This window comes from Acinetobacter sp. YH12100 (genome assembly GCF_013419135.1).
In the GTDB taxonomy this organism is placed as follows: Bacteria; Pseudomonadota; Gammaproteobacteria; order Pseudomonadales; family Moraxellaceae; genus Acinetobacter; species Acinetobacter pseudolwoffii.
Genome location: NZ_VPAQ01000026.1, coordinates 1 through 26,714 on the forward strand (window position 1 = coordinate 1; position 26,714 = coordinate 26,714).

The 26,714-nt window shown below is 39.7% G+C and carries 21 protein-coding genes, 5 pseudogenes and 1 other annotated feature; of the genes and pseudogenes, 6 read left to right on the plus strand and 20 right to left on the minus strand.

All coding sequences use genetic code 11. The features are described from left to right. Nucleotides 1-307: 307 nt before the first annotated feature. The 7 genes and pseudogenes from FTU40_RS13870 to FTU40_RS13900 form a co-directional block, all read right to left on the minus strand. Nucleotides 308-487: pseudogene (locus tag FTU40_RS13870) on the minus strand (hypothetical protein); the annotation flags it as partial. Between the two features lie 203 nt (nucleotides 488-690). Then, nucleotides 691-1,590, minus strand: a complete 900-nt coding sequence (locus FTU40_RS13875) for a cation diffusion facilitator family transporter (protein ID WP_004665978.1) — start codon at nucleotides 1,588-1,590, stop codon at nucleotides 691-693. Nucleotides 1,591-1,675: 85 nt separating this feature from the next. Further along, the gene (locus FTU40_RS13880) at nucleotides 1,676-4,834 is read right to left on the minus strand and encodes an efflux RND transporter permease subunit (RefSeq protein ID WP_180041235.1); all 3,159 of its coding nucleotides are present in this window, start codon (nucleotides 4,832-4,834) and stop codon (nucleotides 1,676-1,678) included. Beyond that, entirely contained in the window at nucleotides 4,824-6,086 is a 1,263-nt protein-coding gene (locus tag FTU40_RS13885; RefSeq protein WP_180041237.1) for an efflux RND transporter periplasmic adaptor subunit, read from the minus strand. Before FTU40_RS13885 ends, FTU40_RS13880 begins: the two co-directional genes overlap by 11 nt. Before the next feature lies 1 nt (nucleotide 6,087). Beyond that, the gene (locus FTU40_RS13890; RefSeq protein WP_004677225.1) at nucleotides 6,088-7,455 is read right to left on the minus strand and encodes a TolC family protein; all 1,368 of its coding nucleotides are present in this window, start codon (nucleotides 7,453-7,455) and stop codon (nucleotides 6,088-6,090) included. 48 nt (nucleotides 7,456-7,503) lie between these two features. Then, entirely contained in the window at nucleotides 7,504-7,914 is a 411-nt protein-coding gene (locus tag FTU40_RS13895) for a hypothetical protein (RefSeq protein WP_025465702.1), read from the minus strand. A gap of 142 nt (nucleotides 7,915-8,056) precedes the next feature. Continuing rightward, nucleotides 8,057-8,134: pseudogene (locus tag FTU40_RS13900) on the minus strand (MerR family transcriptional regulator); the annotation flags it as partial. A 48-nt stretch (nucleotides 8,135-8,182) separates the two neighbouring features. On the opposite strand from FTU40_RS13900, the gene FTU40_RS13905 reads away from it, so the two are divergent. Beyond that, nucleotides 8,183-9,402 (plus strand): IS3 family transposase gene (locus tag FTU40_RS13905; RefSeq protein WP_100249712.1). Its coding sequence is split into 2 segments (ribosomal slippage): nucleotides 8,183-8,459 and nucleotides 8,459-9,402, totalling 1,221 coding nucleotides; the frame shifts between segments, so codons are not numbered across the junction. Then, nucleotides 8,458-8,574, plus strand: a sequence feature (AL1L pseudoknot). (Overlaps the previous gene by 117 nt.) Before the next feature lie 39 nt (nucleotides 9,403-9,441). Here FTU40_RS13905 and cadR read toward each other — a convergent pair. Next, nucleotides 9,442-9,762 (minus strand): annotated as a pseudogene (cadR, locus tag FTU40_RS13910) (Cd(II)/Pb(II)-responsive transcriptional regulator); the annotation flags it as partial. A gap of 89 nt (nucleotides 9,763-9,851) precedes the next feature. Between cadR and FTU40_RS13915 the strand changes: the two are divergent. After that, nucleotides 9,852-11,132, plus strand: a complete 1,281-nt coding sequence (locus FTU40_RS13915) for a cation diffusion facilitator family transporter (protein WP_180041239.1) — start codon at nucleotides 9,852-9,854, stop codon at nucleotides 11,130-11,132. Between the two features lie 215 nt (nucleotides 11,133-11,347). Here FTU40_RS13915 and FTU40_RS13920 read toward each other — a convergent pair whose 3' ends face one another. Continuing rightward, nucleotides 11,348-11,914 (minus strand): recombinase family protein, encoded by a 567-nt coding sequence (locus FTU40_RS13920; protein WP_104470814.1) that lies wholly within the window; start codon nucleotides 11,912-11,914, stop codon nucleotides 11,348-11,350. 789 nt (nucleotides 11,915-12,703) lie between these two features. Here FTU40_RS13920 and FTU40_RS13925 point away from each other — a divergent pair. Next, nucleotides 12,704-13,183 carry a spore coat U domain-containing protein gene (locus tag FTU40_RS13925; RefSeq protein WP_180041241.1) on the plus strand — a complete coding sequence of 160 codons (480 nt, stop codon included), beginning with the start codon at nucleotides 12,704-12,706 and terminating at the stop codon, nucleotides 13,181-13,183. Here the strand turns inward: FTU40_RS13925 and FTU40_RS13930 are convergent, their stop codons facing one another. The 10 genes from FTU40_RS13930 to FTU40_RS15295 all read right to left on the minus strand — a co-directional run bounded on the left by FTU40_RS13930 (nucleotide 13,184) and on the right by FTU40_RS15295 (nucleotide 24,950). Beyond that, on the minus strand, nucleotides 13,184-14,164 hold the full coding sequence (locus FTU40_RS13930; protein WP_180041243.1) for a spore coat U domain-containing protein: 981 nt from the start codon (nucleotides 14,162-14,164) through the stop codon (nucleotides 13,184-13,186). After that, complete coding sequence (locus FTU40_RS13935) at nucleotides 14,155-16,524, minus strand: fimbria/pilus outer membrane usher protein (protein ID WP_180041245.1); 2,370 nt, start codon at nucleotides 16,522-16,524, stop codon at nucleotides 14,155-14,157. The genes FTU40_RS13930 and FTU40_RS13935 overlap by 10 nt, the downstream gene beginning before the upstream one ends. A 14-nt stretch (nucleotides 16,525-16,538) precedes the next feature. Then, a complete protein-coding gene (locus FTU40_RS13940) occupies nucleotides 16,539-17,303 on the minus strand; it encodes a molecular chaperone (RefSeq protein ID WP_180041247.1) in 765 nt (254 codons plus the stop codon). A gap of 34 nt (nucleotides 17,304-17,337) precedes the next feature. Next, the gene (locus FTU40_RS13945; protein WP_180041249.1) at nucleotides 17,338-17,808 is read right to left on the minus strand and encodes a spore coat U domain-containing protein; all 471 of its coding nucleotides are present in this window, start codon (nucleotides 17,806-17,808) and stop codon (nucleotides 17,338-17,340) included. Nucleotides 17,809-18,240: 432 nt separating this feature from the next. Then, on the minus strand, nucleotides 18,241-18,945 hold the full coding sequence (locus FTU40_RS13950; RefSeq protein WP_001067790.1) for an IS6-like element IS1008 family transposase: 705 nt from the start codon (nucleotides 18,943-18,945) through the stop codon (nucleotides 18,241-18,243). A gap of 36 nt (nucleotides 18,946-18,981) precedes the next feature. Next, nucleotides 18,982-19,341: a hypothetical protein gene (locus tag FTU40_RS13955; protein ID WP_257223548.1), complete on the minus strand. Its 360-nt coding sequence runs from the start codon at nucleotides 19,339-19,341 to the stop codon at nucleotides 18,982-18,984. Further along, nucleotides 19,332-20,576 (minus strand): hypothetical protein, encoded by a 1,245-nt coding sequence (locus FTU40_RS13960; protein ID WP_180001799.1) that lies wholly within the window; start codon nucleotides 20,574-20,576, stop codon nucleotides 19,332-19,334. The genes FTU40_RS13955 and FTU40_RS13960 overlap by 10 nt, the downstream gene beginning before the upstream one ends. After that, nucleotides 20,573-21,205, minus strand: coding sequence for a hypothetical protein (locus FTU40_RS13965; RefSeq protein ID WP_004676008.1), 633 nt, complete (start codon nucleotides 21,203-21,205; stop codon nucleotides 20,573-20,575). The genes FTU40_RS13960 and FTU40_RS13965 overlap by 4 nt, the downstream gene beginning before the upstream one ends. A gap of 24 nt (nucleotides 21,206-21,229) precedes the next feature. Beyond that, entirely contained in the window at nucleotides 21,230-23,887 is a 2,658-nt protein-coding gene (locus tag FTU40_RS13970) for an ATP-binding protein (protein ID WP_257223549.1), read from the minus strand. A gap of 52 nt (nucleotides 23,888-23,939) precedes the next feature. Then, nucleotides 23,940-24,950, minus strand: a complete 1,011-nt coding sequence (locus FTU40_RS15295; RefSeq protein WP_257223550.1) for an ATP-binding protein — start codon at nucleotides 24,948-24,950, stop codon at nucleotides 23,940-23,942. Between the two features lie 720 nt (nucleotides 24,951-25,670). On the opposite strand from FTU40_RS15295, the gene FTU40_RS13975 reads away from it, so the two are divergent. Both FTU40_RS13975 and FTU40_RS13980 read left to right on the plus strand, forming a co-directional pair. Next, nucleotides 25,671-26,027, plus strand: a complete 357-nt coding sequence (locus FTU40_RS13975) for a type II toxin-antitoxin system RelE/ParE family toxin (protein ID WP_004668307.1) — start codon at nucleotides 25,671-25,673, stop codon at nucleotides 26,025-26,027. Further along, nucleotides 26,020-26,322, plus strand: coding sequence for a helix-turn-helix domain-containing protein (locus FTU40_RS13980; RefSeq protein ID WP_001140620.1), 303 nt, complete (start codon nucleotides 26,020-26,022; stop codon nucleotides 26,320-26,322). The genes FTU40_RS13975 and FTU40_RS13980 overlap by 8 nt, the downstream gene beginning before the upstream one ends. Before the next feature lie 41 nt (nucleotides 26,323-26,363). Here FTU40_RS13980 and FTU40_RS13985 read toward each other — a convergent pair. Continuing rightward, nucleotides 26,364-26,525, minus strand: a pseudogene (locus FTU40_RS13985) (IS6 family transposase); the annotation flags it as partial. Between the two features lie 59 nt (nucleotides 26,526-26,584). Here FTU40_RS13985 and FTU40_RS13990 point away from each other — a divergent pair. Next, nucleotides 26,585-26,714, plus strand: a pseudogene (locus FTU40_RS13990) (IS5/IS1182 family transposase); the annotation flags it as partial.

Below are 26,714 nucleotides of genomic sequence, written 5' to 3' on the forward strand. Positions count from 1 at the left end.
AAGTTCATGCGCGTGTGGCAGTTCTGAATAGATTTACGGAATTAGGTAGACCTCACACCCAAGTTGTCACTTAAATTTGAATGGATTGGGGAAAACTCAGCTTTTGAATGTTTATGCAACAAAGCCGGTTTTAGTTATAAACTTATTCATTCAGGAATTATATTGCTGAATGAATAAGTCTAATTGATTTATTTATGCAACCCAACTATTCATTTGATTCATTTGATTCATTTGATTCATTTGATTCATTTGATTCATTTGATTCATTTGATTCATTTGATTCATTTGATTCATTTGATTCATTTGATTCATTTGATTCATTTGATTCATTATTTTTAACTTGTTTTTGTTTAGAATTTTCAACTTTAGAAGCTTTTAAATTCTTTTCAAGAAATAACAAGCCGCCATCTGCATAACTAAAACTTGCGATACTAAAGAATGCACTAATTAACAGTAATTTAGTACAAAATTTATTTTTGAATAGCATGTTTATTTACTCTCATTTAATACTTGTTAGATATTCTAACTTTAAAGAATTAACACCCAGAGGACTCATAAATTACATTCTTGTAATTTTAAAATGTCTCAGGATGGTGTTTAAAGTGCGTGTGATAAATAGAAGTGTAATACAGGAAAATGGTAAGGTTTATCAGCCTAGTCATCTGTCCATTATGTAGAAAGAGCAGCACTTTAATGTTTATGCTGTTCCAATGTATTACATTCCTTACTTTCTATTTGTAACGTAATTTCAGTAATACTATGATTATGTTTTAGAACGTCTAAGGCCTTTTGATAGAGCTGATCTGGATCGCTATTAGGAGCAACCAAATGAGCAGTTAAATGAATGTTTTTTGAAGATATAGCCCAGACTTTCAACTGATGAATCCCTTCAACACCCTCTAGCATCAATAAATCATTTCTTAACGACTCAATATCAATCTCATCAGGAACCCCTTCAAGCAAAATATGGATACTTTGTTTTAATAAAACCCAAGTTCGAGGTAAAACCCAGAAGCCAATTAACACAGCGATTACGGTATCTACCCACATCCACTGGGTAAAATAAATGACCACTCCTCCGATAATCACGCCTATCGATCCCAGTGCATCACTAAGGACTTCTAAATATGCGCCTTTCACATTTAGACTTTCTTGAGCACTCGCAGAAAGGATTTTCATTGAAATCAAATTTATGACCAAACCAATGACTGCGACAATCATCATTCCAACACTTTGAATTTCAGCAGGATGCGTAAAGCGTTGGTAAGCTTCATAGACAATATATATCGCCACCACAAAAAGCATCACTGCATTAAACAGAGCCGCTAAAATTTCGAATCGCTGATAGCCAAAAGTTCTTTTATCATCTGCGGCTTTTTTACCAATTTTGATAGCAGCAAGAGCAATAGCTAATGCGGCTACATCAGTAAACATGTGAGCGGCATCAGACAGTAATGCTAAACTTTGGGTAATAAAAGCAGCGACAACTTCTACTATTAAAAAAGTAGTCGTTAAACCCAAAGCAAACATTAATTTCTTACTATTTCCTTCAGTAACAACCGCATGGCTATGATCATGATGTTCTGACATAAAATTTTCCTTATTTAATCCATGATTAGCAGAGATATTTGAGACAGACCCAATATCTCTGCTAAAAATTGCTTAATCTAATGGATTAAGAAGCTTTCTTTTCATTCATCCACCGGTACAGTACAGGCAGTAAAACCAATGTAAGCAGGGTAGAGGAGATAATTCCTCCAATGACTACAGTCGCTAAAGGTCTCTGTACTTCTGCCCCAGTCCCGGTTGCCAAAGCCATCGGAACAAACCCAAGCGAAGCAACACAAGCGGTCATCAGCACAGGTCTAAGACGCAAAATTGCACCCTGCCACGTTGCATAATAAAGGTCATATTGCTGTCGCAACTCTTTGATAAAGGTGAGCATGACTAAGCCATTCAGTACAGCCACCCCCGATAGTGCAATGAAGCCAACCCCTGCTGACATGGATAATGGAATGTCACGCAACCACAATGCGATTAAGCCTCCACATAAGGCAAACGGGACACCACTAAAGACCAGTAAGCTTTCTTTGATATTATGGAATACAGCCATCAATAAAATAAAGATCGTCAACAATGCGAGCGGAACCACCAATTGCATACGCGCTTTTGCAGACATCAGATTTTGAAATTGACCGCCATAATCTATCCAATAACCGCTTGGTAATTCCTGTTTGGATAACGTGCTCTGAAGTTCTGTTACGAATGAGCCTAAATCGCGTCCTTCTACATTTGCAGTAATAACCACCCGACGTTTACCATTTTCACGGCTGACCTGATTAATACCCAGGATATTTTCAACGCGTGCAACATCTTGCAGTTGGACTAAACCACCATTTGGCAATTGAACAGGAAGTAGCGCTAACTGCTCGGGACTACGCTGGGATTCATCTAGACGGATAACAAAATCAAAACGCTTGTCTCCCTGTAGAATGGTTCCAACATTTTGACCACCGACACTTGTCGCCACCAGATCCTGAATTGCTCTTACCGACAAGCCGTATTGTGCTGCTCTGGACTTATCAACTTCTACATTCAACAAGGGTAAGCCGCTGGTTTGCTCTACATTAACGGCTGTCGCGCCTGAAATTGATTTAATTTTCTGAGAAATCTTATTCGCTTCACGATTCAGAATTTCCATATCATCGCCAAATAATTTGACCCCCACATCACTTCGCACCCCTGAAATTAACTCGTTAAAGCGCAGTTCAATGGGTTGCGAGAACTCACTGTTATTTCCCGGCAATGTCGCTAAGAAAGTAATCATTCTTTGGCGAAGCTCATCAATCGTTTGTTTTGGATCAGGCCATTCATCTTGAGGTTTTAACAGTACAACGCCATCTGAAATGTTGGGTGGCATCACATCTGTGGCCACTTCTGCTGTACCGGTACGGGCAAAGATCGCTTTAATTTCAGGAAATTCTTTCAACAGTAACTTTTCAGTATTTTCCTGCATTCTCAGTGACTGTTCTAACCCTGTACTTGGGGAACGCATTTGCTGAACAGCAAAATCACCTTCACCCAGTTGAGGTGCAAACTCGCTACCTGTTTGAGTGGCTAGCACACCCGTAAGCACTAAAATACAGGCAGCCACAATAGTCACAAATAAACGAAGCTCATAGGCTTTATCTAAAAGCAGTTCATATTTGGTTTTAAGCCAATGCATCCAGCGACTTTCGGTTTCCTTGACTTCTCCAGTGACAAATAGGGCAACTGCGGCTGGCACAAAAGTGACAGATAAAATCATGGCCCCAATTAAAGCCAGTACAACAGTCATTGCCATAGGATGGAAAAGTTTGGCTTCTACACCCGTCAGGGTAAAGATAGGTAGATAAACCACCAAAATAATTAACTGTCCAAAAATCAGAGGACGACGCGCCTGTTTTGCAGCCAAGAAGACTTCTTTAAATCTTTCAGAACGGCTAAGTAAACCACCTTTCAGCTTCTGAGCTTCTGCTAGCCGACGGATACAGTTTTCTACAATAACCACTGCACCATCAATAATAATACCGAAGTCCAGTGCCCCTAAACTCATCAGATTTGCACTAATCTTCTGCTCTGCCATTCCCGTCAAGGTAAACAGCATTGACAGTGGAATAACGCAAGCCGTGATCAGCGCAGCACGGAAATTACCTAGAAAGAGAAATAAAATAACAATGACGAGGATTGCACCCTCAATCAAATTTTTCTGAACGGTTTTAATCGCCCGATCAACCAAATGCGTACGGTCATACACAGTCTCAATCACCACACCTTTAGGTAGCGATTGCTGGATCGATTGCACCTTTTCATCAATGGCTTGAGCAACGGTACGGCTATTTTCTCCCATCATCATCATGGCAATACCCAATACAGTTTCTTCACCATTATAGGTTGCAGCCCCTGTTCTTAAGTCATGACCAATTGAGACATTGGCGACATCTGCCACCCGAATTGGATAGCCGTTTTTATTGGCAATACTGATGTTCTGGATATCTTCAATCGTGTTTAAAGTGCCGGGAACACGAACCGTTAGCTGTTGTCCATTTTTCTCAATATAGCCAGCACCACGGTTTTCATTATTCTCTGTTAAGGCAGTTTGTAAATCAGACAAAGGAATTTGCAATTGTTGCAATCGGTTCAGATCAGGGGCAACCACATAGGTTTTATTAAAGCCACCGATACTGTTGATCTCCGCAACGCCTTTTACGCGCTGTAATTGCGGTCTTACAATCCAATCCTGAATTTCACGTAAATCCATCGCCGAATAAGGGGTTCCATCCGGCTTTTTAGCATTTGGTTCGGCTTTAATCACCCATTGATAGATTTCACCTAAACCTGTCGAAATAGGTGACATGTTAGGTTGCACATCTTCAGGCATTTCTCCCATTGCTTCTTGCAAGCGCTGGTTGATAAGCTGTCTGGCCCAGTAAATATCCGTGCCATCTTCAAAAATGATGGTCACTTGCGATAAACCATAGCGTGAAATAGAGCGGGTTTGTTCCATATTCGGCATGCCTGACATGGCATTCTCGATAGGATAGGTAATCCGCTGTTCCATCTCCAAAGCAGTAAAGCCATTGGCAGAAGTGTTGATCTGTACTTGTGTATTGGTGATATCAGGCACGGCATCAATCGGCAGCTTTTGATAGCTGTAAATGCCTACGCCAATCCAGGCCACAATAAACAGCATGACCCAGATGGCATTATGAATTGAAAACTGGATCAGTCGATCAAACAGTCCTTCAGGCTTTATTGACTCATTATTAGATATTTGAGAATTTTCAGTGCCCATGTGAAGCCTCTCCTTTTTCCATTTCAGATTTCAGTAAGAAACTACCTTGAGCGGCATATTTTTGTCCCTGATTAAGCCCATTTACCACTTCAATCCACTGGCTCTCCCCAGACGATTGACCTAATTTCACCGGCTGCGGACTGAATTCAACTTTCTGTCCATGTTGAGTGGCGACAAAAACCACATCCTTTCCATCGATATTCTGAACTGCTGACTTAAGCACCCGTAATGCGGTACTTTCACTCTTTTGTTGCAGCAGTACGTTTACCATCAAGTTTGGACGTAATTCGGTTGCATTCGATTCAACTTTTGCTCGAACCTGAAGACGACCCGTTTGAGTATCCGCTTCAGTATTTAAAGTCTGGATAACTGCCTGATAGACCTTTTCAGTTTGCAAGGATTTAAATTCGATCTTTTGATTCGGGGCTAAACCCATAATTTCAGAATTTGGAACAATAAACTCAAGCCAGAGCTGATCTAACCGGTCTATAGTAAAGAGCTGATCGGCTAACTGAACATTTTCTCCGAGCACCAAATCCTTTTTACTGATCACGCCGGAAATGGGGGCTTTCAAAATATAGCGCCCGTTACTGGTATTCACAGCACCAAACGCACTTAAACGTGATTGGGCCGATTGGACCTGAATTTGCGCCCGTTTATAGCTGTTGTAAGCACGTTGATAGTCCTGTTTTGCTGAAATACCCTGTGACCACAGCTGACGCTCACGCTCGAAGTCCTGTTTCGCCAGTTCAAGGTTGGTTTGTTCAATTTTTAGATTGGCCTGCTGATCGACTAAATCAGGAACAAGCAACGTGGCCAAAGACTGTCCTTTCTGAACTTTTTGGCCGAGTTCTACATAGACATTTTCGACATGACCACTAAAACTCGGAGAGACATGCGCTTGCTGGTCGGTATTCACGTTAAGTTTTGCTGGATAAGAACTTAATTTAACCACCGGACCTTGATCGACTGCTGATAACTGTATGCCTTGTTCAACCAGTTGCTTGGCCGTCAGGCTCACGCCTTCTGCATGCTCTTCGGTTTCACCGCCATGTTCCTCTTTGCCTTCTTCACTTCCATGTTCCTCTTTGCCTTCTTCCTCTGCATGTTCATCTGATGTTTCAGATTTATTCTTACCCGACAAGATCAAGAAAATACTGAGTAGTACGGTTGCGCCGATGACCAAACCAATCAGTAGAGGTTGAGAGATTTTTCCGCTCTGTTTTTTTAAGCTGTTTTTAAGATCGAACATGTTAATTTCCCCCACCAATGACAGGCATGGCCTGTATGTCTTGCCATAAGTTTTGATTGATTTGTGCAATAGCATCTTTCGACATGACTTCACTTGGGCTAATGCCTAAGCTCAAACTTTCTGCTTCAATGGCCTTTTGCCAGCCATCCCGTAACAACTGGACTTTACGCAGACGGATGTCTTGTAATTGAAGCGTGGCTTGCTGAACATCGGTTAAAGCAAACTTGCCTGCCAAGAAACCTTGTAGCGTCTTACTTTGAACTTGAGTCGCCAAAGGAATTTGAGTCTCGTCAACGACTTTGAATTGCAGCTCTAAACCCTGCAACTCGGTTAAAATTGTGCCTATTTGCAGCGCATTTTGCTTTAGATAAAACTCTTTCTGACGCTCTAATAAGTTCATTTTTTCTTGCGCGATTTTTATGCCATTTTGCTGACGATCGAAAATATTAAGCGGTACACTGACTCCGACTACTAATTGATTTTGTGTGGAGTTTTCCAAGGATTGGGTGCGGTTGACACCTAGGTTTAAAGTGGGGTTAGGACGTGCCTTTGCCCTTAGTTGATCAACCGTTGCTTGAGACTCTAATACCAGTAAAGCTCGATATTTCTCAACGTAGTTTTCCGCTAAATATTCTTGAACCTGCTGATGAGTCGATTTTGGCCAGAGCTTTTGTGAAGAGAGGTTTACCTGCAATGACTTATCAGAGGTTCCCCATAAATTTGATAATTGTTGGGTGGCCACTTGGACTTGTAAGTCGGCCTGTCTAAAAAGACGGATATTTTCAGCATGACTTAAACGTGCGCGATTCACATCTACTTGCGCGATACCGCCCGCAGTAAAGCGCTTCTCGATCGCTTTAAGGTTTTCTTCGCTCACCCGAAGTTGTTCATTGACAATGTTTCTTTCAAGTTCGGCAATGGCCAGTTGTGACCATACATATTTCACTGCAAGCTCAATTTGCGCTTGATAAATCTTCTGCTTCAGTGCTGTTTTATCTGTAGAGAGACTGGCTAATTTTTGGTTTGCTTTTCGCTCACCAAAAATATCCAAGGGTTGTGATATGCCAATGGTAAGCTCTTTTTCATTATTTGAACCAAATCCCGTTTGTTCAACTGACAGTTCAGGATTTTTAAACAGCTTACTTTGCTGAAGATTCGTGGCATTAATGCTGTTTTGCGTTTCCCAGAAATTTTGGGACGCTTGATACTGGTTGACCTGATCAATGGCTTGTCGCAGCGTTAAATCTTGAGGACTGGCGACTACAGAAGTACTCAAGCTGATCATTGCTGATAGCAAGACACCTGTACGGAATGCTGACCAGGATAAATTCAGGATAGAAGTATCCTGATATAATTTGTTTTTTGACATGAAATGCACCACACATAATGAGATTAGGAGTGGTGGGCTTTTATAAGACTACCCCACCAATAGTAGGGGCAAATCAGGAGGGGGTGTTAATTGATTCAGATAAGGGGATTTATAAAAAGTTCTTCCCAAATAAGATGGTGTAAGGACTGTCTCAAAATGAGTTTTAAGCTTCAAATCATCGGGTGGGTCAATCTGAATCACGATTGTATTTGAGAAATGACTGCACTTTTCGTTAAAACAAACCTTCTGACAATAGTCATAAATTTCTTTATAGTTTTCTAAGGAATAAAGTGCTTGACTAGGACTATCACTCTTTTCGTCTAAATCGATTGGATTAGAGAGTATTGAATTGGGTATGTTTGGCATTTCATGCAGACACGCAGCCTCTGCCACACTCCAAATATTCTGGAATGTGAATAAGAGTACCAATATCTGGATTAGAAATGTTTTTCTCTTCATACACAAATCTGTATTTAAAACACCAATAAGAAGCTGTCCAGATCTATCAAAGATCTGATCACAGAATTTGAGTAACCTTAAACTTTTTGCAGCCTTAAGTAAAGATATACAGAATTTTTGAAAAAAGCATAGGTCTAGATAATCAAGCTAGATTTTTTAGAACTCCACATTGGTCAATTGTACATAAACCATCACAAGTACCTCTTAAATCAGATAATTGAACCGTACCGGGTTTGTCGGAGAGTCAATATTCTGAGAGACTATCCCGATGACAAAATTAAAATATGCCCCTGAAATCAGAGAAAGAGCGGTTCAATTATTGATTGAATCTGAAAAAGATTATCCATCGAATTGGGCTGCGATCACCGCTATTGCTCCCAAGATAGGTTGTACTCCTGAAACACTACGTGTTTGGTATCAAAAATATTTAGATAAACTAAATCCAGTTAAAGTACAGCAGCTTTCAGACCAAGAACGTATCAAACAACTCGAACGCGAAAATAAAGAACTGCAACGCGCCAATGAGATTCTACGTAAAGCAGCCGCTTTTTTCGCCCAGGCGGAACTCGACCGCCCACACAAATAATGGTGGATTTTATCCATAATAATAAAGAGCTGTACGGAGTCGAGGCGATTTGTAGAATTTTACCGATCGCACCCTCAACCTATTACCGGACTCTAGATCTCTGCGAAAACCCAGAACATCGAGCAAAGCGAGATCTACATGACTTGCATCATGCTGAACAAATTAAACGAATTTGGAAGGAAAGTTCAGGTCGATATGGTGTACGTAAAGTTTGGCAAAAACTGAAACGTGAAGGCTATATTATTGCACGCTGTACAGTTGCTCGATTGATGCAAAAGCTAGGTATACAAGGTGTTTGGCGAGGTAAGAATAAACAAACTACCCATAGCCGAGATGATCAAAAACGAGCAGATGACTTGGTGAAACGCAATTTTAGTGCTGATCACCCTGACCAGCTGTGGGTCGCTGACTTTACGTATATTCAAACAAATTCAGGCTGGGTCTATACCGCCTTTATTATTGATGTGTTCTCGCGAGCAATTGTTGGATGGAAAGTATCAACACGGATGAATACAGACATGGTGCTCGATGCACTGGAGCAAGCATTGCATGATCGAGGCATGCCAAAGAACGTGATTCATCATAGTGACAGAGGTGTGCAATATCTTTCCATTCGTTATACCAATCGTTTAGAAGCAGCAAATTTACGAGCATCAGTCGGTACGACCGGTGATTCATACGATAATGCTTTGGCTGAAACAGTGAATGGCTTATACAAAACAGAGGTGATTGAATATTTAAAAGCAGATTGGCAAGGTTTAGCGGATGTACAACTTGCGACATTAAATTGGGTAGATTGGTTCAATAAAGAGCGTGTACATAGTGCACTAGGTTATGTGCCACCTTTTGATTTTGAAGCAATGTACTATGATAAAATTAATCCGTTAGGTCAGGTGGCCTAACTTAAATAAAAAAGTCTCCGACAAACCCGGTACGGTTCATAATTGTTCAATAAGCTTTTGTTGCTTGATTATATTTTCTCTGATAGCACTGACATGTAAGTCAATTAATTCATTCACATCTGAACAATTTTTCTCAGGTTTGTCTTTATAGGTAAGTAATTGACGAATTTCATTCAAACTCATATTTAAAGTTCGGCAATTCAAAATAAACTTAATTCGCTCAACATAGCCTATATCGTAAAGGCGGTAATTTCCTTCCGTTCTTTCGGGTTCCGGAATTAAACCTTCCTTTTCATAAAACCTAATTGTTAATACTGAACATGAGGTTTTTTTAGAGAGTTCACCAATTTTTAAATGCATTGAGTTGGTATTTCCAAAAAATCTTGACTCTATAGTAACTATAGGGATTCTAATATTCAAAGTTTATAATTTTTTTAATGGGTATAATTATGAGTGGTTGTGGATGTAGTAAAGAAACACCATGCGAAGATAAGAAATCTCAACAAGAAAATCATCCATCAATTGCAGAAGCAAACAATTCAAAGAATTGTGATAATACGCTTAGCTGTTGTGGTGAAGAGGAAGAAAAAAAATCTTCATCTCCTTGCTGTAACACTTCAAACAGTTGTGAAGATACCGCTCAATCCTGTTGTGGTTCTGATCCCAAAGAAAATTTAAGCACTGAAGACGTTTTAAAAGATTCGCACTACATGAGTGAATACTTAGTTCCCAAAATGGATTGTTCTGCGGAAGAACAGATGGTTCGTATGGCGCTATCTTCAATTGATGGTGTTCAAAAACTCATCTTTGATTTACCTAACCGTTCTTTAAAGGTTCTACATAATCAAAAAGATGAAAATATAACCACCAAACTTGAAGGACTGGGTTTTGGGGCAAAGCTTGTGAAGACTGAAACTTATATAAGCAATCAACAGGCCAAGCAAACAAGTACCTACACCATTCCTAAAATGGATTGCTCTGCTGAAGAGCAAATGGTCCGTATGACTCTTGCAGATCTTGAAGCAGTTAAAGGTCTTACTTTTGATCTTCCCAATCGAAAACTGAAAGTCTTCCATAATGAAGGGATTCAGCAAATTACGGCCAAACTTGAAGGACTGGGTTTTGGGGCGAAACTTGATGAAACACAGCTTTCTTCAGGTGACCTACCCAATGAACCTGATCCTGTAAGACAAGCTAAAGTACTTAAACTGTTATTAGGCATTAATGCTCTACTGTTCTTTATAGAATTCATCAGCGGTATTATTGCTGCTTCTACAGGATTGATTGCTGATTCTCTAGATATGTTTGCCGATGCAGCCGTTTATGGTATTGCGCTATATGCCGTCGGGAAAGCTGCGAAATATCAAGTAAAAGCAGCTCATTTTGCAGGCTGGATTCAGTTATTACTCGCTGTCATCGTGATTGTTGACGTCATTAGACGATTCATGTTTGGAAGCGAGCCAGAATCAACGCTCATGATTGTTATTGGCCTGCTCGCACTTATAGCTAACGTGACATGCTTATATCTTATTTCTGGTCATCGAGAAGATGGCGCACATATGAAAGCCAGTTGGATTTTCTCGGCGAATGACGTTGTCGTAAATATGGGCGTTATATTTGCCGGTGTACTCGTGGCGTGGACGGGATCAGCTTATCCAGACTTAATCATTGGCATACTGGTTTCTTTATTCGTACTTAATGGTGCCCGAAAAATTTTGGCTTTGAAGTAAGGTACAACAAGAGTTATACCGAGCGAACCAATACTAAAAACCCCAGCAGGATGCCGGGGTTTTTTCTTTTCTAAACATCTGGGGTGATTGATTAAATGGTCATCTAAAATCAGTATGATAGTTCAATCTCCCCCCTCGAATAGGCTTTTTCATAGATTTATCACATTCCCTCATTTTCATAAGCTAAACTAAATATAGTCGAAAATTCAATTGAGTTATTCCCCGGCTTTTAAATAGCGGTATACCGCTTGACGACTAATACCGAATGCCTGACCTAATGCCATTTTTGAAGGATATTTCCCTTCCTTCCATGCTTGTCGTAAAGCTTCAGCCTGCTCAGGTTTCAATTTATGTACCCGACCTTTGTACTTCCCTTGAGCTGATGCCAGTTTAATTCCTTCCTTTTGCCGCTCCAGAATAATCTCACGTTCGAACTGTGCAAAAGCACCCATCAGTTGCAGCATCAAATTATCCATCGGAGTGGATTGGGCCGTAAAAGTAATATTTTCTTTTACAAACTGGATGGAGATCCCTCGTTTGACCAGTTTATCTACTTCAGTCACCAAATCTTTTAAGCTTCGCGCAAAACGATCCATGGAATGTACTATCACCTGGTCTCCTTCCCGGACATAATTCAACATTTCTTGAAATTTCGGTCGGTCGGTATTTTTACCTGACGCACGATCAACAAAAATCCGGTCGACTTCAATTCCCTCAAGTTGACGTCCAGTGTTTTGCTCGACAGAACTGACCCGGACATACCCTACTTTTTGGCCTTTCACTTTTTCACGCCCCAATTGAAGAAAAATGAACAATTTCGTAAATTATAAATTTTTAATACCAAAGTTACATGTTATATATGATTAAAAATCATTTAAATGGTACATAATTTTACGAACTTTTAGGCTGTTACTTTAGGGTATACTCTAAAGCAACATAGATTTCATAATTTATTCAAGAACTCGACGTATAAAATATTTTCTAAGAAAATATTATTTGATTTAACGCAATATAATTTTTATTCGATTTTTATTTTTCTTGAATAGCCACCGATTTTGCAGACTCGCTTGATTAACTCAAAAATGCTCGCCAAAATTCTTCATCGTGCTATTTTTCCCGTTTTCTGTGATAAGCCCTTGGATAACCTTTTGCATTAATACGTTAATAGACAGCGTTCTTTCAAAAAGGCAATAAATGTCTTAATTACCGCTGACTGGTGGCGATGGGATAAATAGATAGCATGAACGTTAAACATTTTTTTGGGAATTCTGCCAACACCTCGTGTATGTCACCCTGCTCAATCAGCTTATCAGCATTGTAATCAGGCAAATAACAAATGGTAGTACCTTGCTTTGCCATATACATTAACGCTGAATTATCATTACTGGAGAATTTAAGTGGTAATGCCATGTCTTTTTATGGCTACCTTTATAGTCTTAATTATGAACAGTAAATGTCAACAACCCATAACATATAAATTAATTTTTTTCATTGAATATTCAATTAATTTATTTTAGGTTAATAAACTAATATATAATAATATTAGTTATAGATTTTTTTTGAGGGCAGTTATGAAAAAATTAAAGTATTCGTTATTTGTCATAGCCTTACTCTCAACTTTTGCTTATACACAAAATTCAAATAACAATTCCACCACCTTTAAGGTGCAAATGACAGTGACCGAGCGATGCGATATCGAAACTGGTCAAACTCAAGATATTGATTTTGGTACTATTCAAAGATCTTCAAGCAACCTTACTGCCTATGGTTCTTTAAACGTAAGCTGTACTGAAGGTACTCCTTATGCCATTACTTTGCATAGCGATAAAGCTTTAAAAAATACCCAAGATAACTCTGTTCAAATTCCTTATCAATTATATCAAGATGAAGCTTATAAGGTGGTTTGGGGTAATAGTTCTCAGGAAGGTTTTACACAATCAGGCACGGGTACTGATCAACCATTAAAAGTTTGGGCAAAAGTTGAAGATGGCAAAACCAATGTGCCTGCTGGTACTTATACTGACACTGTAGTGGCTACAGTAACTTATTAATCAATAAGTTAAGGTTACCGTAATCGTATCTTGATAATCACCTGCGCTTTGAAAATTTTGTTTTGGCACTTTACCGTATACATTTATGGTCTGGATTTGATTGGTACCATTCGCTTGGACCATACTATCCAAGGTAGTTCCCCAAACACGACTCAGGCTAGAATCAGAATATAGTTCATAATTTATATAATCTCGACCATTCGACATACGTCGTTGACTATTGCCTAAAGCATATTTTCCTTGATTTAAACTTACCTTCCACGTAGTCCTGTTAGGACATTGCAAGGAAATCTGTGCAGATGCGGTTTTATCGCTATTTAAATTATCAAAATTGCCAAAAACTACATCTGTCGCATTATGCAGAACACAACTGTTTTCATAATTAGCAGTCACTACAGCCCTATTTGACACCATTTTGCCTGAAGTTAATACCTTATTCATCGTAGGGTAGATATTACCTCCCTTATTCGATGCATACAGGAGTTCCAAACTTAACGTTAGAGAAGACTTATATTTCCCCATTGTTGGCTGTTGACCGGAATAAACTAATCCGTAAACAGGAATTTGAGTGATTAATTGTTCATTCCCGCTCACCGTAAAGTTTGAGCATTGCAAGCTACCAGTTTCATTTTTTGATTTTATTAATTTTGTACGTGCTGGATCGTAAAACAAATCATATTTTAAACTGTCTGACAGTAAGGGGATGCCGCGATATAAATAACGTGTGTTATTAGCATATGCCCAACTATCAGCCGTTAAACATATTGTATAATTTGTTTTCCCATTGGGTGGACTACAAGTAACTGTGACATTCGAAGTAGCCGAAACTGTTGCTGTGCTTACTTCACCAAAATCTAGAGATAATGAAGAAATGCTACATTCAGCAGCATTAGAATTTGAATATATACCTACAAGACAAAGCCCAAAAACAAATTTATATGAAAATAAATAGTTGTGATTTTTCTGTTTTTTTATTCGCATACCAATTCTCCTAAATCGATTAAACCATTTTTTTGACTTAAATCTGGTAGTTCAAAACTACATACACTATTTTTTTGTTGTACGTATAATTTTGAAATTGTTGGACTTTCCAAGTACACAATACCCTCATGTGCCACAATAGTCAGAGGCTGCTGAGTCTCAGGATTAATTTCAGGAGAGGTCCAAATATTACTGCCCGCCTCAATAAAATTACCTTGCTTGTCCTTTAAGGTCATCTGTATAGTTTTAACCTGATAAATCGGAAATTCTACATAGACCCCACTTCCATATCGAGGTACGGCATTAAGTTTCGTAGTTTCAATATGATAATCTACAGGCAGTTCTAATGGATCTATTGATATACGGTTATGCTGGTAGGAATTGAGCGCATCTACCACTAAAATTCCGTTTTTATTTGTTTTACCTATATAACGGTTTTCTAATTTAACAGGCACATCGGGTACTTTTGATGTGGAAATAAGGGCAAATGAATCATAAGTTCGTCGCATTGGAAGTAAGCTATTTTTCATCATTAATATACTCCCATTGGCGGTGCCTGTGGTTAACGTTGAAGAGGATTGGCCTGAATTAAAGTTTTGAACACCCGCACTCCACTCTCCATAATTGTGTACTTTCCCAATTTGTGCCTGTAAATTTCGATTGTCTTCACTGACATCGGCTTGAACTTGCCACCCCCATCCACCTGTATCTCTTGGAATCGATTGCCTTGCATTAAGAGACAATTTTTCCTGATTCTGCTCTTGTTGCAAGGATAGGTTTGCAGTCCGGCGTTTTTCGAACGGAATATTAAGACTTAAAAAGTACCGAGTATTTTCTTGGTTTAAATCATGATTGGCACTTATATTCAGATAAATACTATTTGCAAAGGAATAAGACCAGTTAAAAGTTAAAAATTGATTAGGTACAGAGGATGAATATTGTTGATAAACATAACTGGCACCAAACTGACCTAAGGAATTATTAAACCCTAAAAAAAATTGATCAGATCTTTCTGGAAAAGTAGATCCATGAATACGGGCAATATCGTAAAAATCACCCGACTGACGCAATGTATTATAGAATAAATTTAAATATCGGGATGACCAGTTATAACCTAACTGATAGATATAACCATCTGAATTTTGGTATTGACTATAGGCATATGCTGCATTTAACACCCCCGCACGATTCCCCAATCTCTGAACACCCCCTCCTCCAAGGAGAGAAAGTTCAGGTGCAAGCTCCATATGGCTTTCAATCGTTAAATCCTGAGTTAAACCATAACGATAAGTTCCATTTGCGACCATGTCCTGATCGTATTGAAATGAGCTCTGCCCATAATTTAGGCGAGTATACCCAAGATTTAGAGACCAATCATCGAGGCCTTTTTGCAGAAGCTCATTCGTACCATATAAAGAAAAGCTGACCACTCGTTGCTGACCATTCATATCGGTTAAAATTAATTGCGCCTCGCCTGTTCCACTTAATACAGGTACAGTTTCAATTTCAAATTGTCCCGGAACAACTTGCTGAGTGGTTTGTTTTAAGCCATTAATAAATAGATCAACAGTAGAAGGTAAGCTGACTTGACCTTTAAACGATTCTAATGGCGTGATGATTCGATAGGGTTGTAATGAAAAATTTTTAGCGAAGCTTAATCCACTAATACGAGTTGAACGAGACCAATTCAATTGTCGAGATTGATCATCTCCGATTTTTAAACTTACCATACGTTCAGGAAAATCTTTTTGCCAAAATACATCTAGTACCTGGCTATCAAAGTTTGACTCTCTAGTGGAACGACTATAGTTATAGTTGGCAGATAAACTAAAAATTCCTCCTTCCCCAAGTCCAAAAATTCGATACTCATTTGCCCCACTTAAAGTGAAAGAATCAGCAGAATATTGTCCGTAAAAATCATAATTTAATAGCGTACCTGGCTTATCCTGATTGGGATCAATTTTTGCCGGCTCTATAGCAGTATATGCTTGATAGCGAGATATACTATTTAATGCCCCCACATCTACATTTAAATAAATTCTTTGGTTTAGACTGTCATATTCATAACTTAGAGAAGGAACATCTTCTAAAAGAAAATAGGCTGTTGAAGCACTATCAGCATTTTGTGGCAGACGAATCTCAAGTTGTTCTAAGGTTTCTCGGGCAATTAGCAACTGATTATTTTCTTGTAAAAACTGCCCTAAAACATCTTGCTTAGATTGATTCAGAATAATATCGAGAATTAATTCTTGGGTTATAGCGGTAGGAGATGGTGATACTGAAGTCGTTTCAGCCTGAACTTTCGTGATACAACAAAATGTAATGAGGACTATGCCATACCAGCCCATTCGTGTTTTCATAACATCACATATATTTATTTTTGGACAGGCAAGGTCTGTTCTTTAAAATCTGAATTAATAACTGCCTGAAACTTACCAGATGGATCAAAAGATATCACTTTAGGTAAAGACCATGACATGGTTTGCCCAACTAACACATATCCTACTAATCCCGGGAATAGCGGTGATTTTCTGCCATTTCCAGAAATGTAATTAAGTTGACTCAAGCGAATATAGGAATTAGATAAATTAGTAGCAGTCAATTGCCCCTTGGCATATTTAAACTGTACTCTATCAATTGAGGTTATTCCTTGATTGATCATTTGTTTCTGATTCGTTTTATAAAACACGGGAATTGAATACTGTAGCAGTATATTTAATCCTGTTTTATTATCATTCGATTTATTATCTGGTAATTCATCTACAATTAGACGAAAAGCTTGTTCCTGATTAACCGGAATAGCGGCAGGTTTAATCAGGCGTACGAGCTGTCTTTGTCCTGGCTTAATTTCAGTAATTAACGGACTAGCAATTAGATTTTTTGTAGGGGCTAAAGTATCTTGACTATTTTGTTGGGTCCACTGCTGCACTCGAACTTGAGCACGAATATTGGTACTTCCAGTATTAGTCAGCCAAAGTTCTTTAGCCTTATCAGCGGTAGAAAACTCAATCAGGATAGGTGCAACCTGAAGACTTGCAGCTTGAACCTGAGCTAAAGGAAGAGATGCGAAAACAGCCAAGATACCAGAAATATATATGCTTTTTTTATCCCAGGTATTGAGCAGCCCATTTTTCAGCATCCCGACTTCCTCTTACTCTTATTTAACTTCTAAATTAATAGCTAATTCTGGCTGTAACTGTATCTGTGTAATTACCAGCTTTGACGTTTGTATTACCTTTAAGTTGTGCAGAAATAGTTAAATTCTGGATTGAACCAGTACCAGTTTTTGCAACGGCCTGATCAACAGTTTTACCCCAAATTATCTTATTAGCAGAGTCCTGAAATAAATCATAAGCTACTACTGAGCTAGCATCATTCGTATTCGCCATTTCACGATTACTATCTAATACGATCTTATAAGGTGTACCAAGAGTGCACGTCACTGCTAATGTACCATTTGCAGTTTTAGTAGCTTGTGTTGAACGATCGAATGTCTCAAAATCAATACCAGATGCAGTACCAAACTCACATGATTCATTAATTGTTAATTTCACTTCAAACTGAGTGGTCTTTTCAACCGCATAGACAGAGCTTGCGCTTAAAAGTGATGAAGCAAGAAGAGAAACATACAGAAAATTTTTCATGAGAATTACCCTTAGTATTTAAGTTTTACTTCACTTAATAAGTAGTTAAAAGTGATCATAAATTAGAAAATGGAATATACGCTCATTTTATAGCCAAGTACATAACTTTTTTAAATAAAATTAGGTATTTCATATCAAACAAAGATAACAAATTCACTCGGATTTCAAGTAAATTACTGCTCAAAAGCCCATTTAATAATGTGACACATATCAAAAAATATTATCTATGTGAGATTTGATTCGGATCATAATAAAAAAATAATAAATAGTAAACATAATAAAATATATTGTGTTAATCGAAAAAAACAATTTACATTTAATGTTGTTTTTCATGCTAAAAATAAAGACTCTACGGAATAAATGGTGGACTTATTCTTTTGGGCACTGTTGCAAATAGAGATTTGAGTCGATGAAGTTCCTTTTTAAAAGTGCTTAGAGACCGAAAACCCTGTTGATTAGACACACTTCACCTTGAGGCTGACCATAATAAAATGACGATGCTTGTCCTTTACGTAGTGCACGCATGACTTCAATACCTTTAATTGTGGCATAAGCCGTCTTCATAGATTTGAATCCTAATGTGGCCCTGATGATCCGCTTTAACTTACCATGATCACATTCAATGACATTATTTTTATACTTAATCTGCCTGTGCTCAATATCTACTGGACATTTTCCTTCTCGCTTTAACCGTGATAAAGCATGGCCATAGGTCGCTGCTTTATCTGTATTGATGACCCGTGGAATTTGCCATTTTTTCACCGTATTGAAGATCTTTCCTAAAAAACAATAGGCTGATTTACTGTTCCGTCTAGCGGAAAGGTAAAAGTCAATCGTATGACCACGTTGATCAACTGCACGATACAGGTAAGTCCATCGCCCCTTCACTTTGATATAAGTCTCATCCATATGCCATGAATGTAAATCTGTAGGATTACGCCAATACCAGCGTAAGCGTTTTTCCATTTCTGGAGCATAACGCTGAACCCAACGATAAATTGTGGTGTGGTCAACATTCACACCTCGTTCAGCGAGCATTTCTTGAAGTTCACGATAGCTGATGCCATATTTACAATACCAACGAACAGCCCAAAGAATGATTTCACCTTGAAAGTGCCGACCATGGAAGGGATTCATCTGCTGTATCTCGAAATAAATAAGATATTTAGCTTATCATGTCAGCCTATTTGCAACGGTGCCCTTTAACGGTAGTTGTGCATTGATCGCAGCAAACCAAAGCTGCTCACCGAAAACGCTGGCATTGCCAGACTTTTCATCTATACGATGATCAGCAAGCGATATTCGGTCTGCATTGGAGTCATACGTTACCTCTGGCTCCGTTTTTACATGCTTTCCGTACAGAACCCGAAGCACATCAAGATCTGATTCACTTAGATGCAGCTCACGTTTGATGATGCTGCCGATCTGCATGTCTTTGTTCAGCATTGTCCATGTCTTGTTAAGCTTCACCACTCTGGTTTTAAGCTGTAAAACCGTCTGAATGATTGAGAGTTCTCTTTGCCCTAAGCGCATTGCATCACCTTTCCGTTGCTGTCTTTGCGACGAAACACGATATCTGAAATGTAGTAGTTGCCATTATATTTAGCATCCGTTTCACCCACTAACTGCAACTCAAGATGGTTTGAGTGGTTGAGTTCAAACTCATACAGGAGGCGACTAATCCAGTATTCAAATTTGCATCCAGGCTCTAGGCGTATGTAGGCGTTCTTTGCTGATATTTCATTGATTGCCGGACTGCCAAAAGCGTCAAAGAAGAAAAATGCAGCTTTATCCAGAGATGAGACTGCCTTCACTATCGTATGCGTTGCCTTCTCTACCGGTGGGCGTTTTTTTTCAACAACTGGACCATCTTTTTTAACACGCTTCTGATTGGCTGTCTGAGCTACCGCAGATAAAGTGTTCTCAAAATCCTCAAGGTAGATATCGGCACGAGCTTTCAGCTTGATAAGTGGTACACGACGGAAGCTATCAGGTGCCTTGTTGAAATCAATATCGGCATTCAGCGTCCGGTTGTTGGCAAAATGACGGTGCAGCGCATCAATCAGATTGATTCGCTCCTGGGTTTTTATGTCCTTTTTCCATTCAAAGAGTTGCTTGTCCAGTCGGTGATGGCTGTGGTTCATTTCTTCAATGGCTTCAAACACGCTTGGCTTGAGACGTTTGGAGATCACTCTCTGCAAGTCTGCATCACCTACCGCCAATTCATCCATCGTATTTGGTGAAAGGATTTCCAGTGCCGTAATTAGCATTTTGGCAGTCTTTAAGCTTTGTTCAGCCTTACGCATTTTCATGTCGTAGTTGTTGAACAGCGACAGATACTCAAAGCACTGATCGGCAAAATTGGTCATGTTCTCGCTGATATTGTTTGAAAGCTCAATAATCAGGTCACTTGCTTCAACCTTTAATACTTCGGCACTTTCCGGGTCCTCGACTTTTGACAAGGCATAGTCGGTACTCACCGTTTTGATACGATCAATCAGACCGCTAATGTCGGGTGCGGAAATGTTGCGTTTCTTTCTGTTTTTATAGAAATTCACAAACTCAATGACGAAGTTTCTTAGATGCAGCGTGTTTTTTTCTGCATCCAGATACCCAAGATCGCAAGACAGCAAATTATCAATCAAGGATTTGTTTGATTCATTGACCTGAATAGACGAACTGGTAAACATGATTGCTTCGGCAATAGCATCAATGTTTGCAGAGAAAACCTTCGCCCCACGTTCAGCCGGATTCACGAAGTCGATCATAGTAACTCGCCCTGCTCCACATCATCTGTTTGAGTGATATCAATCGCATTGTGTTCGGCAAGGTACTCAGCTTCATCGTAGAAAATCGACCAACGTGAAGTTGCCAAAAACTCAGTACCCACAACCCCAACCGGCACTAAATATTCGCGCTGTACCAAAAACTGAATAACACCGTTGATCTGGTCTTTCACTGTGCTTGCGGTCTTACCCAACTTTGCAGAGAGTTCTTTTAGCCCTTTTTGGACATGCTTGGACTTCTCCACTTCAACCAGGATTTCACCAGACGTAATTCTGTCGCCTCCAATCAGAGGTTCATTGCGCCCCCCTGCCTTTCTGAACAGTCGCAGCCAGTCCACAAGTGGCTCCATTTTGCTGACGTTTTCCTCAAACTGTTTGGTGATGACCTTTTTGATCTCAGGGTCACTTTCAATATCAAGGTAAATCAGGAAATACCCACCACCGCACGGTGTCTGAATACACTTTTTGCCTAGAAAACTAATATGGTTGTTTAGTTGATCTAAAAATTCGACATCATTCAAAAACTCAAAGTTCTCAAAATCACTCCACTGGTCAATTAGATAACCTTCTAATAATTTGGTCGCTACTTTTGTTAATCGTTTATCAGCCATTTAAAATTCTCCACTTTTTCCCTATTAGACTGGTTCTGCTGCAAGCAATGGGTTATCGCCTTCGATTTCCAGTGGAACAACAGTGCTGACACCATTGGCTCCAACAATGTAGAGATTCTTAAACTTGTGGTTAGAGGTTGAGTTTTCCGGTTGAGCACAGACCAGATAGATTTTGTTATGGTCCATCATGTCGAACAGCAAATTGGTGTTGATCGCATCAAAGTTGCCAATCTCGTCAAGCGGGATATGGATGTAGGTCGAGTTATCAGGGCATAACTTCCGTGACAATGCGAGGAACATGATCAGCACCAGAATACGTGACGTTCCTGTACTCCCTGCACTGGTAAAGTCGTTGTCAGTACGCAGCTCGGCAAGACGACCATTGTTCATCACGCTCATTTTCAGACGTACCATAGAGCGGATATCATCAGTATGTCCTTTGGTGCTTTCAATTGCCTTTAAGGTGTATTCACAGCAACGAATGAAATCCTCGCTCGGAATGGAGCTGCTTTGCATGTTTTCAAAGGATTGATAGTCCTCACACTGCAAAACAAACTGATTGAGCTGATCTAGGGTGTTCTTGTCATTCAGCACACTTTCCAGATTCATTGAGAAGTCAGTGAATGCCTTGAACTTGTTGCTACGGTTCAGGTAGCCAGACAGTTCCGTAGATACGCTCTTTAAACGCTTATTTAGATTAAGGATTTCCTGAATATAGTTACGCAACTGAGCCGATTTATTACGGAAAATGTTTGTGACTGCATCATGCTTTTTCGGCAAGTCGTAGTCCATGATGCTTTCGATGGTAGACATGGAGTTAATGGTGTTCATGGTTTCACTGGTAGTCCCCATACTCTCCATCTTTTCCTCAAACAGCTTGAACAGAGAGAAGGCTTCATATTTGCGCAGTAATGCCTTAGAAGCGTTTGTCTGCAAGCGTAATTGATAAATCTGTTTCTTCTGTGTATCAGCCAACGTACCCAGATCACGAGAGAAGCTGTCGAAGCTTAAAAACTCAGGTCGATCTACCTCTACCAATAGGATATCGTCATCGAACAGGTTTTCGATTTCACGCCCCTGTTTATCCAGCTTTTTGATTTTCTCCCTGAAATCTTGTGCACTCGCTTCAAGATTGTCCACTCTTGTACGAAGGGAGGTTCGGACTTGTTCAAGCTCACTTTCCAGTTTGGAAAGATTGTGGCTGTATTCAGATACAAGTTTCAGAGCTTGGTTCATGTCCTCGATATGGTTCTGCTTGTACTGATAGTGGTTTTTCTTCCACATATCGTACTCAGCCAAAATGCTTTCATAGCCTTTGACTTTGGTGTGCTGTGCAATCGCAGCCTTGATCTTCATTTCTGCCTGTTTCAGGATATTTTCATCCACGCCTTGCTCACGCAGTTTGCTGTGATACAGGTTGGTCAAATCATCCATCTTGGCTTGATAGCTGCTCTCTAGCTGCTTTTCCTTTGTGGCAATCAGGTCAAGCTTGATACGCAAGTCTGCATAGGACGCATCATAGCTCTCCTTTAAGCCATTTTTTTCAAGCATGTTGGCTGATCGAAGCTCACCACGTTTCTTCGGCTCAATCTGATTGTTGAAAGTTTGCAGCTCGTATTTCGCTCTATTTACAGCTTCTTGCTCAATACGTGTAGCTTCTGCCTTCTTCGCTTTCAGCTCTTTCTCAGTCTGGTCATAAACCTGTCGGGCTTGCTGCTTCTCGTTTTGCAGGGTATTTAACTCATTTTCGAGTTTAACAACTGCAATATTGGTCTCGTTGATCTCTCTATGGATGGACTGAGCCAGATGCGATTGCTTGTCGTACTGCTCAACCAAAGAAGCCGTGTAAATCTCGGCATCTTTCAGACGTATTTGTAGTTGCTCAAGACTGTCGGCTTCCCCTGGAATCTCCAACTTGTTCAGGTCTATTTCAAGACCATAGAGGCTTAGCGCATTGGCATTCACGCCAGTTTGCCAGACAGGGTTCAGGTTGGTTTTGAAGAAAAGCTCAGGATTGATGACCTTCGCAATGGTAGTACGCCAGTCCACATCTTCATTCGGTGCATCATTCAGGAACCGTAGCAAGGTGTCTTTCTGGAACAGGGTTGTACGCAGATTCTCTTCTGACTGCTTGGCTTTCTCAAGCTTGGCTTTTAATCCATTAAGATCATACTGCGCCTTGTTTTGATCAAAATTAAGTTGTTTAAGCTTGTTTTGAGCCGCTTTCAATTCGTCAGACTTTGCAGACAAGGTATTCTCTTTGACTTCATAAGCCAACTTGAGGCGCTGTAGCTGTAGGTTTTCTTCATCCGTAAACAGTGTTGATTGGTGCATGCGCTCCATAGCTGCTGACTGGATATCCAGAAGCCTTTGACGTTCACTGGAAATTTCTTGATCAAGAATTTGGAGCTGTTCAGCCTGTTTGCGCTCAAGCTCTTTCACCTTGAGATCAAAGCGGTTTCGCAACTGGTTGATTGCCTCCTGAACCTCGTTAGATTCAGCATTAAGGGCTTCACTGGATGCCATTTTTTCACGAAGCAAATCTGCTGAATGCTTGTCGTACTCGCGGTTGATATTTTCGTAGCTTTCAGTCAAAAACTGTTTGTATTTCTTCGCTTCTTCAATCTCGTTGAAGTAGTGCGCACGTTTCTTATATTCCTGTTCCATGACGGAAATATTCATGTCTTGATAACGTCTTTCCGCAACTTCAATATCATGAATTGCCTGTTTAAAGTTACCCTGCAGACTTTTCTTTTACTGCAATCAGCTCTTTGACTTGTACAATCTGGTTATTCAGGTTACGGACTGTCTCATTCCCTTTGTTCTTTACCGCATAGATTTCATGCTCTATCGAACTGATCTGCTGCTCGTAGTTCACCACATGGTCCCGGAGTACCAACAGGTGTGCATGAAGCGCATTAAAGGAGGCTAAGACCGCATTCTTTAACTGAATGCCAGAGATAATCTTCTGCTTTTCCGATTGAAGGCTTTGTAGGGCTTTCACATCATTGATGGTTGCTAACCAATCTGCGGTAGAGGTTGGTTTTGTTTTGATTTTCTCGTTGTCCAAATACGCTTCAATTAACATGGTTTTGAAGTTTGAGACAACATTGTTCTGGTTAATCGTTACCTGGGTCAGATTGCTCAGGAATTTTAGCTGTTGTTTGCTTCCAGACAGTGAATAGCGGTTGCATAAATCACGAAGGTTTCTTTCACCTGTCAGTCGTGATTTATCTGCAGTCAGCGTATAGATATATTCAGGGATGCTGTCGATCTGACGGCTCACATCAACGCCAGATTTATAAACCTGATCAAATACGTCTTTCACATTCTGAGAAAGACCCAAGATTTCCAGACTGCTCTCACTTAATAGCGTATCTTCCGCGCATCCATCAACAAATCGGTAGTTGTGCTTGCCCTGATTATTATTGCGATACAGCACCACACACTTTGTACCTGAGTGAGCAAGGTATTCAAAAATCACCATGCTTCGACTGCTCGGCAAATAGTAGTCTACGAAATTTTTCTTGTTTGCAGCTTTCTCTATTAACCCATTTGGTGAGGCACCAAAGAAAATAGGAATCAGGTTCAGGAATGAGGTTTTCCCTGCACCGTTGATACCGGTAATGTTTGTATGACCACCACTAATATCAACTCGGAATAGTTTAGATGAAAGAAAAGAATCATAAAGAATGATTGACTGTAAACCTTTCATAGAGGTTTCTTGAGGGTTAATAATACTCATTATATACCTTTTATAAATATTCATAAGTCTAATGGATACTTCAATTTTAAATAAAAACTGTAACTTTCCCTGATCTTATACTTTTATTAAATATAATGGCGGTTATCCGACATAGACACCAACATATCAAACCGTCCGCTAAGAAAATTGCAAAAGCGCATATTCTAAAAGCGGACATTTTTACTTTGGAGAAACCGGACATTTCTACTTTGGGCTTACAACACTTGTATATTAATTGAAATATCAGCAACTTATTAAAATCAGAAAAATGCAAAAATGAGCAAAAAGCCGATTTTGAAACAAGTCGGCTTTTTTATGAGCAGTTTTGATAGTTCTTGCCAATAATTCTGTATAGAAAATGATCAATTTTGGCATTTTCCCAATGTTCTCAGCTCTTCCAGGGCGAAAACTATCCCCAATTACTGTGGATGAAATTTAGGCTATTTTGTACGCCCTGGCGCACAACAATCTCGGCTCTTTGCGGCTACCTGGAACAGTGGAATTTTCCTATGATGAAGCCATAGAGAACAGGATGTTCCAAACAACAAGAATAAGAAAGATCGCACCAGGAACGTGAGGTAAGACAGGAGTCATACTTAGCAACCCAATATGAAAAACCCCGGCAGGATGCCGGGGTTTTTTATTGCCTATCCTTTCTCATTTGCAAAACAAACATAATGCCCCTAAAATATAGACTATAATCTATATTTTGGTTGTGGTATGTGGACAGTCATTACGACAGATCTATTTAATCAGTGGCTTGAACAGCAAGATGAACCTACACAAGAGAAGGTCCTAGCTGCCCTGGTTGTTCTACAGCAGCAGGGACCGAGTTTAGGCCGTCCTTTAGTAGATACTGTGTATGAGTCTAAATTTACCAATATGAAAGAACTGCGTGTTCAACATCGCGGTAGACCCTTAAGAGCTTTCTTCGCATTTGATCCCTTACGACAGGCTATTGTTCTATGTATTGCTGATAAAGGCGGTAAAAAGCGTTTTTATAAAGACATGCTGGATATTGCAGATGAACAATACCAACTTCATCTCACTACCCTAGGAGATAAATCTAATGGCTAAGACTCTGCAAGAATTGTTAGCTAGCCGCTCTCCAGAGAGCCAAGCCCGTATTCAAAAAATGGCTGATGAATTACTGCTAGAAAATCAGCTTCATCTTATTCGTGAAGAACTCGAAATTTCTCAAAAAGAGCTTGCTGAAACTTTGGGAATAAAACAGCCATCGCTTTCAGCAATAGAAAATCGTGGCAATGATCTTAAGATTTCAACCATGAAAAAGTATGTTGAGGCAATGGGTGGGAAGCTCCGTATTGATGTAGAGCTTCCAACAGGAAAACATATAGGATTCAACGTTTAACAATAAAAATGGGAGCTATAGGCTCCCATTTTTAGATTCGTATAACGTTGAACCCAACGGTAAATAGTCGTGTGATCAACATTCACACCCCGTTCGGCCAGCATTTCCTGCAGTTCACGATAGCTAATGCCATATTTACAATACCAGCGCACAGCCCAAAGAATGATTTCGCCCTGAAAATGCCGACCATGGAAAGGATTCATATGCTGCACCTTTAGCTAAAACAGTCTTCAGCTTACCATTCGTGGTTATTTGCAACAGTGCCGTAATTCCACCCAGGAAGAATGCCAAGCCCTGGAAAGATTCTAAAATCAGTTCAATAGAACGAAATGAGTTACTTCAAACGGTTAAGCATTTAGGCAGAACCCTATGGAAAAAATGGTCGGGCTATC

Bases quoted from the DNA above. Each gene is read 5' to 3' on its own strand.
- FTU40_RS13875 (WP_004665978.1), bottom strand. From the start codon at position 1,590: ATGTCAGAACATCATGATCATAGCCATGCGGTTGTTACTGAAGGAAAT.
- FTU40_RS13880 (WP_180041235.1), bottom strand. From the start codon at position 4,834: ATGGGCACTGAAAATTCTCAAATATCTAATAATGAGTCAATAAAGCCT.
- FTU40_RS13885 (WP_180041237.1), bottom strand. From the start codon at position 6,086: ATGTTCGATCTTAAAAACAGCTTAAAAAAACAGAGCGGAAAAATCTCT.
- FTU40_RS13890 (WP_004677225.1), bottom strand. From the start codon at position 7,455: ATGTCAAAAAACAAATTATATCAGGATACTTCTATCCTGAATTTATCC.
- FTU40_RS13895 (WP_025465702.1), bottom strand. From the start codon at position 7,914: ATGAAGAGAAAAACATTTCTAATCCAGATATTGGTACTCTTATTCACA.
- FTU40_RS13915 (WP_180041239.1), top strand. From the start codon at position 9,852: ATGAGTGGTTGTGGATGTAGTAAAGAAACACCATGCGAAGATAAGAAA.
- FTU40_RS13925 (WP_180041241.1), top strand. From the start codon at position 12,704: ATGAAAAAATTAAAGTATTCGTTATTTGTCATAGCCTTACTCTCAACT.
- FTU40_RS13930 (WP_180041243.1), bottom strand. From the start codon at position 14,164: ATGCGAATAAAAAAACAGAAAAATCACAACTATTTATTTTCATATAAA.
- FTU40_RS13935 (WP_180041245.1), bottom strand. From the start codon at position 16,524: ATGAAAACACGAATGGGCTGGTATGGCATAGTCCTCATTACATTTTGT.
- FTU40_RS13940 (WP_180041247.1), bottom strand. From the start codon at position 17,303: ATGCTGAAAAATGGGCTGCTCAATACCTGGGATAAAAAAAGCATATAT.
- FTU40_RS13945 (WP_180041249.1), bottom strand. From the start codon at position 17,808: ATGAAAAATTTTCTGTATGTTTCTCTTCTTGCTTCATCACTTTTAAGC.
- FTU40_RS13950 (WP_001067790.1), bottom strand. From the start codon at position 18,945: ATGAATCCCTTCCATGGTCGGCACTTTCAAGGTGAAATCATTCTTTGG.
- FTU40_RS13955 (WP_257223548.1), bottom strand. From the start codon at position 19,341: ATGCGCTTAGGGCAAAGAGAACTCTCAATCATTCAGACGGTTTTACAG.
- FTU40_RS13960 (WP_180001799.1), bottom strand. From the start codon at position 20,576: ATGATCGACTTCGTGAATCCGGCTGAACGTGGGGCGAAGGTTTTCTCT.
- FTU40_RS13965 (WP_004676008.1), bottom strand. From the start codon at position 21,205: ATGGCTGATAAACGATTAACAAAAGTAGCGACCAAATTATTAGAAGGT.
- FTU40_RS13970 (WP_257223549.1), bottom strand. From the start codon at position 23,887: ATGAATATTTCCGTCATGGAACAGGAATATAAGAAACGTGCGCACTAC.
- FTU40_RS15295 (WP_257223550.1), bottom strand. From the start codon at position 24,950: ATGAGTATTATTAACCCTCAAGAAACCTCTATGAAAGGTTTACAGTCA.
- FTU40_RS13975 (WP_004668307.1), top strand. From the start codon at position 25,671: ATGTGGACAGTCATTACGACAGATCTATTTAATCAGTGGCTTGAACAG.
- FTU40_RS13980 (WP_001140620.1), top strand. From the start codon at position 26,020: ATGGCTAAGACTCTGCAAGAATTGTTAGCTAGCCGCTCTCCAGAGAGC.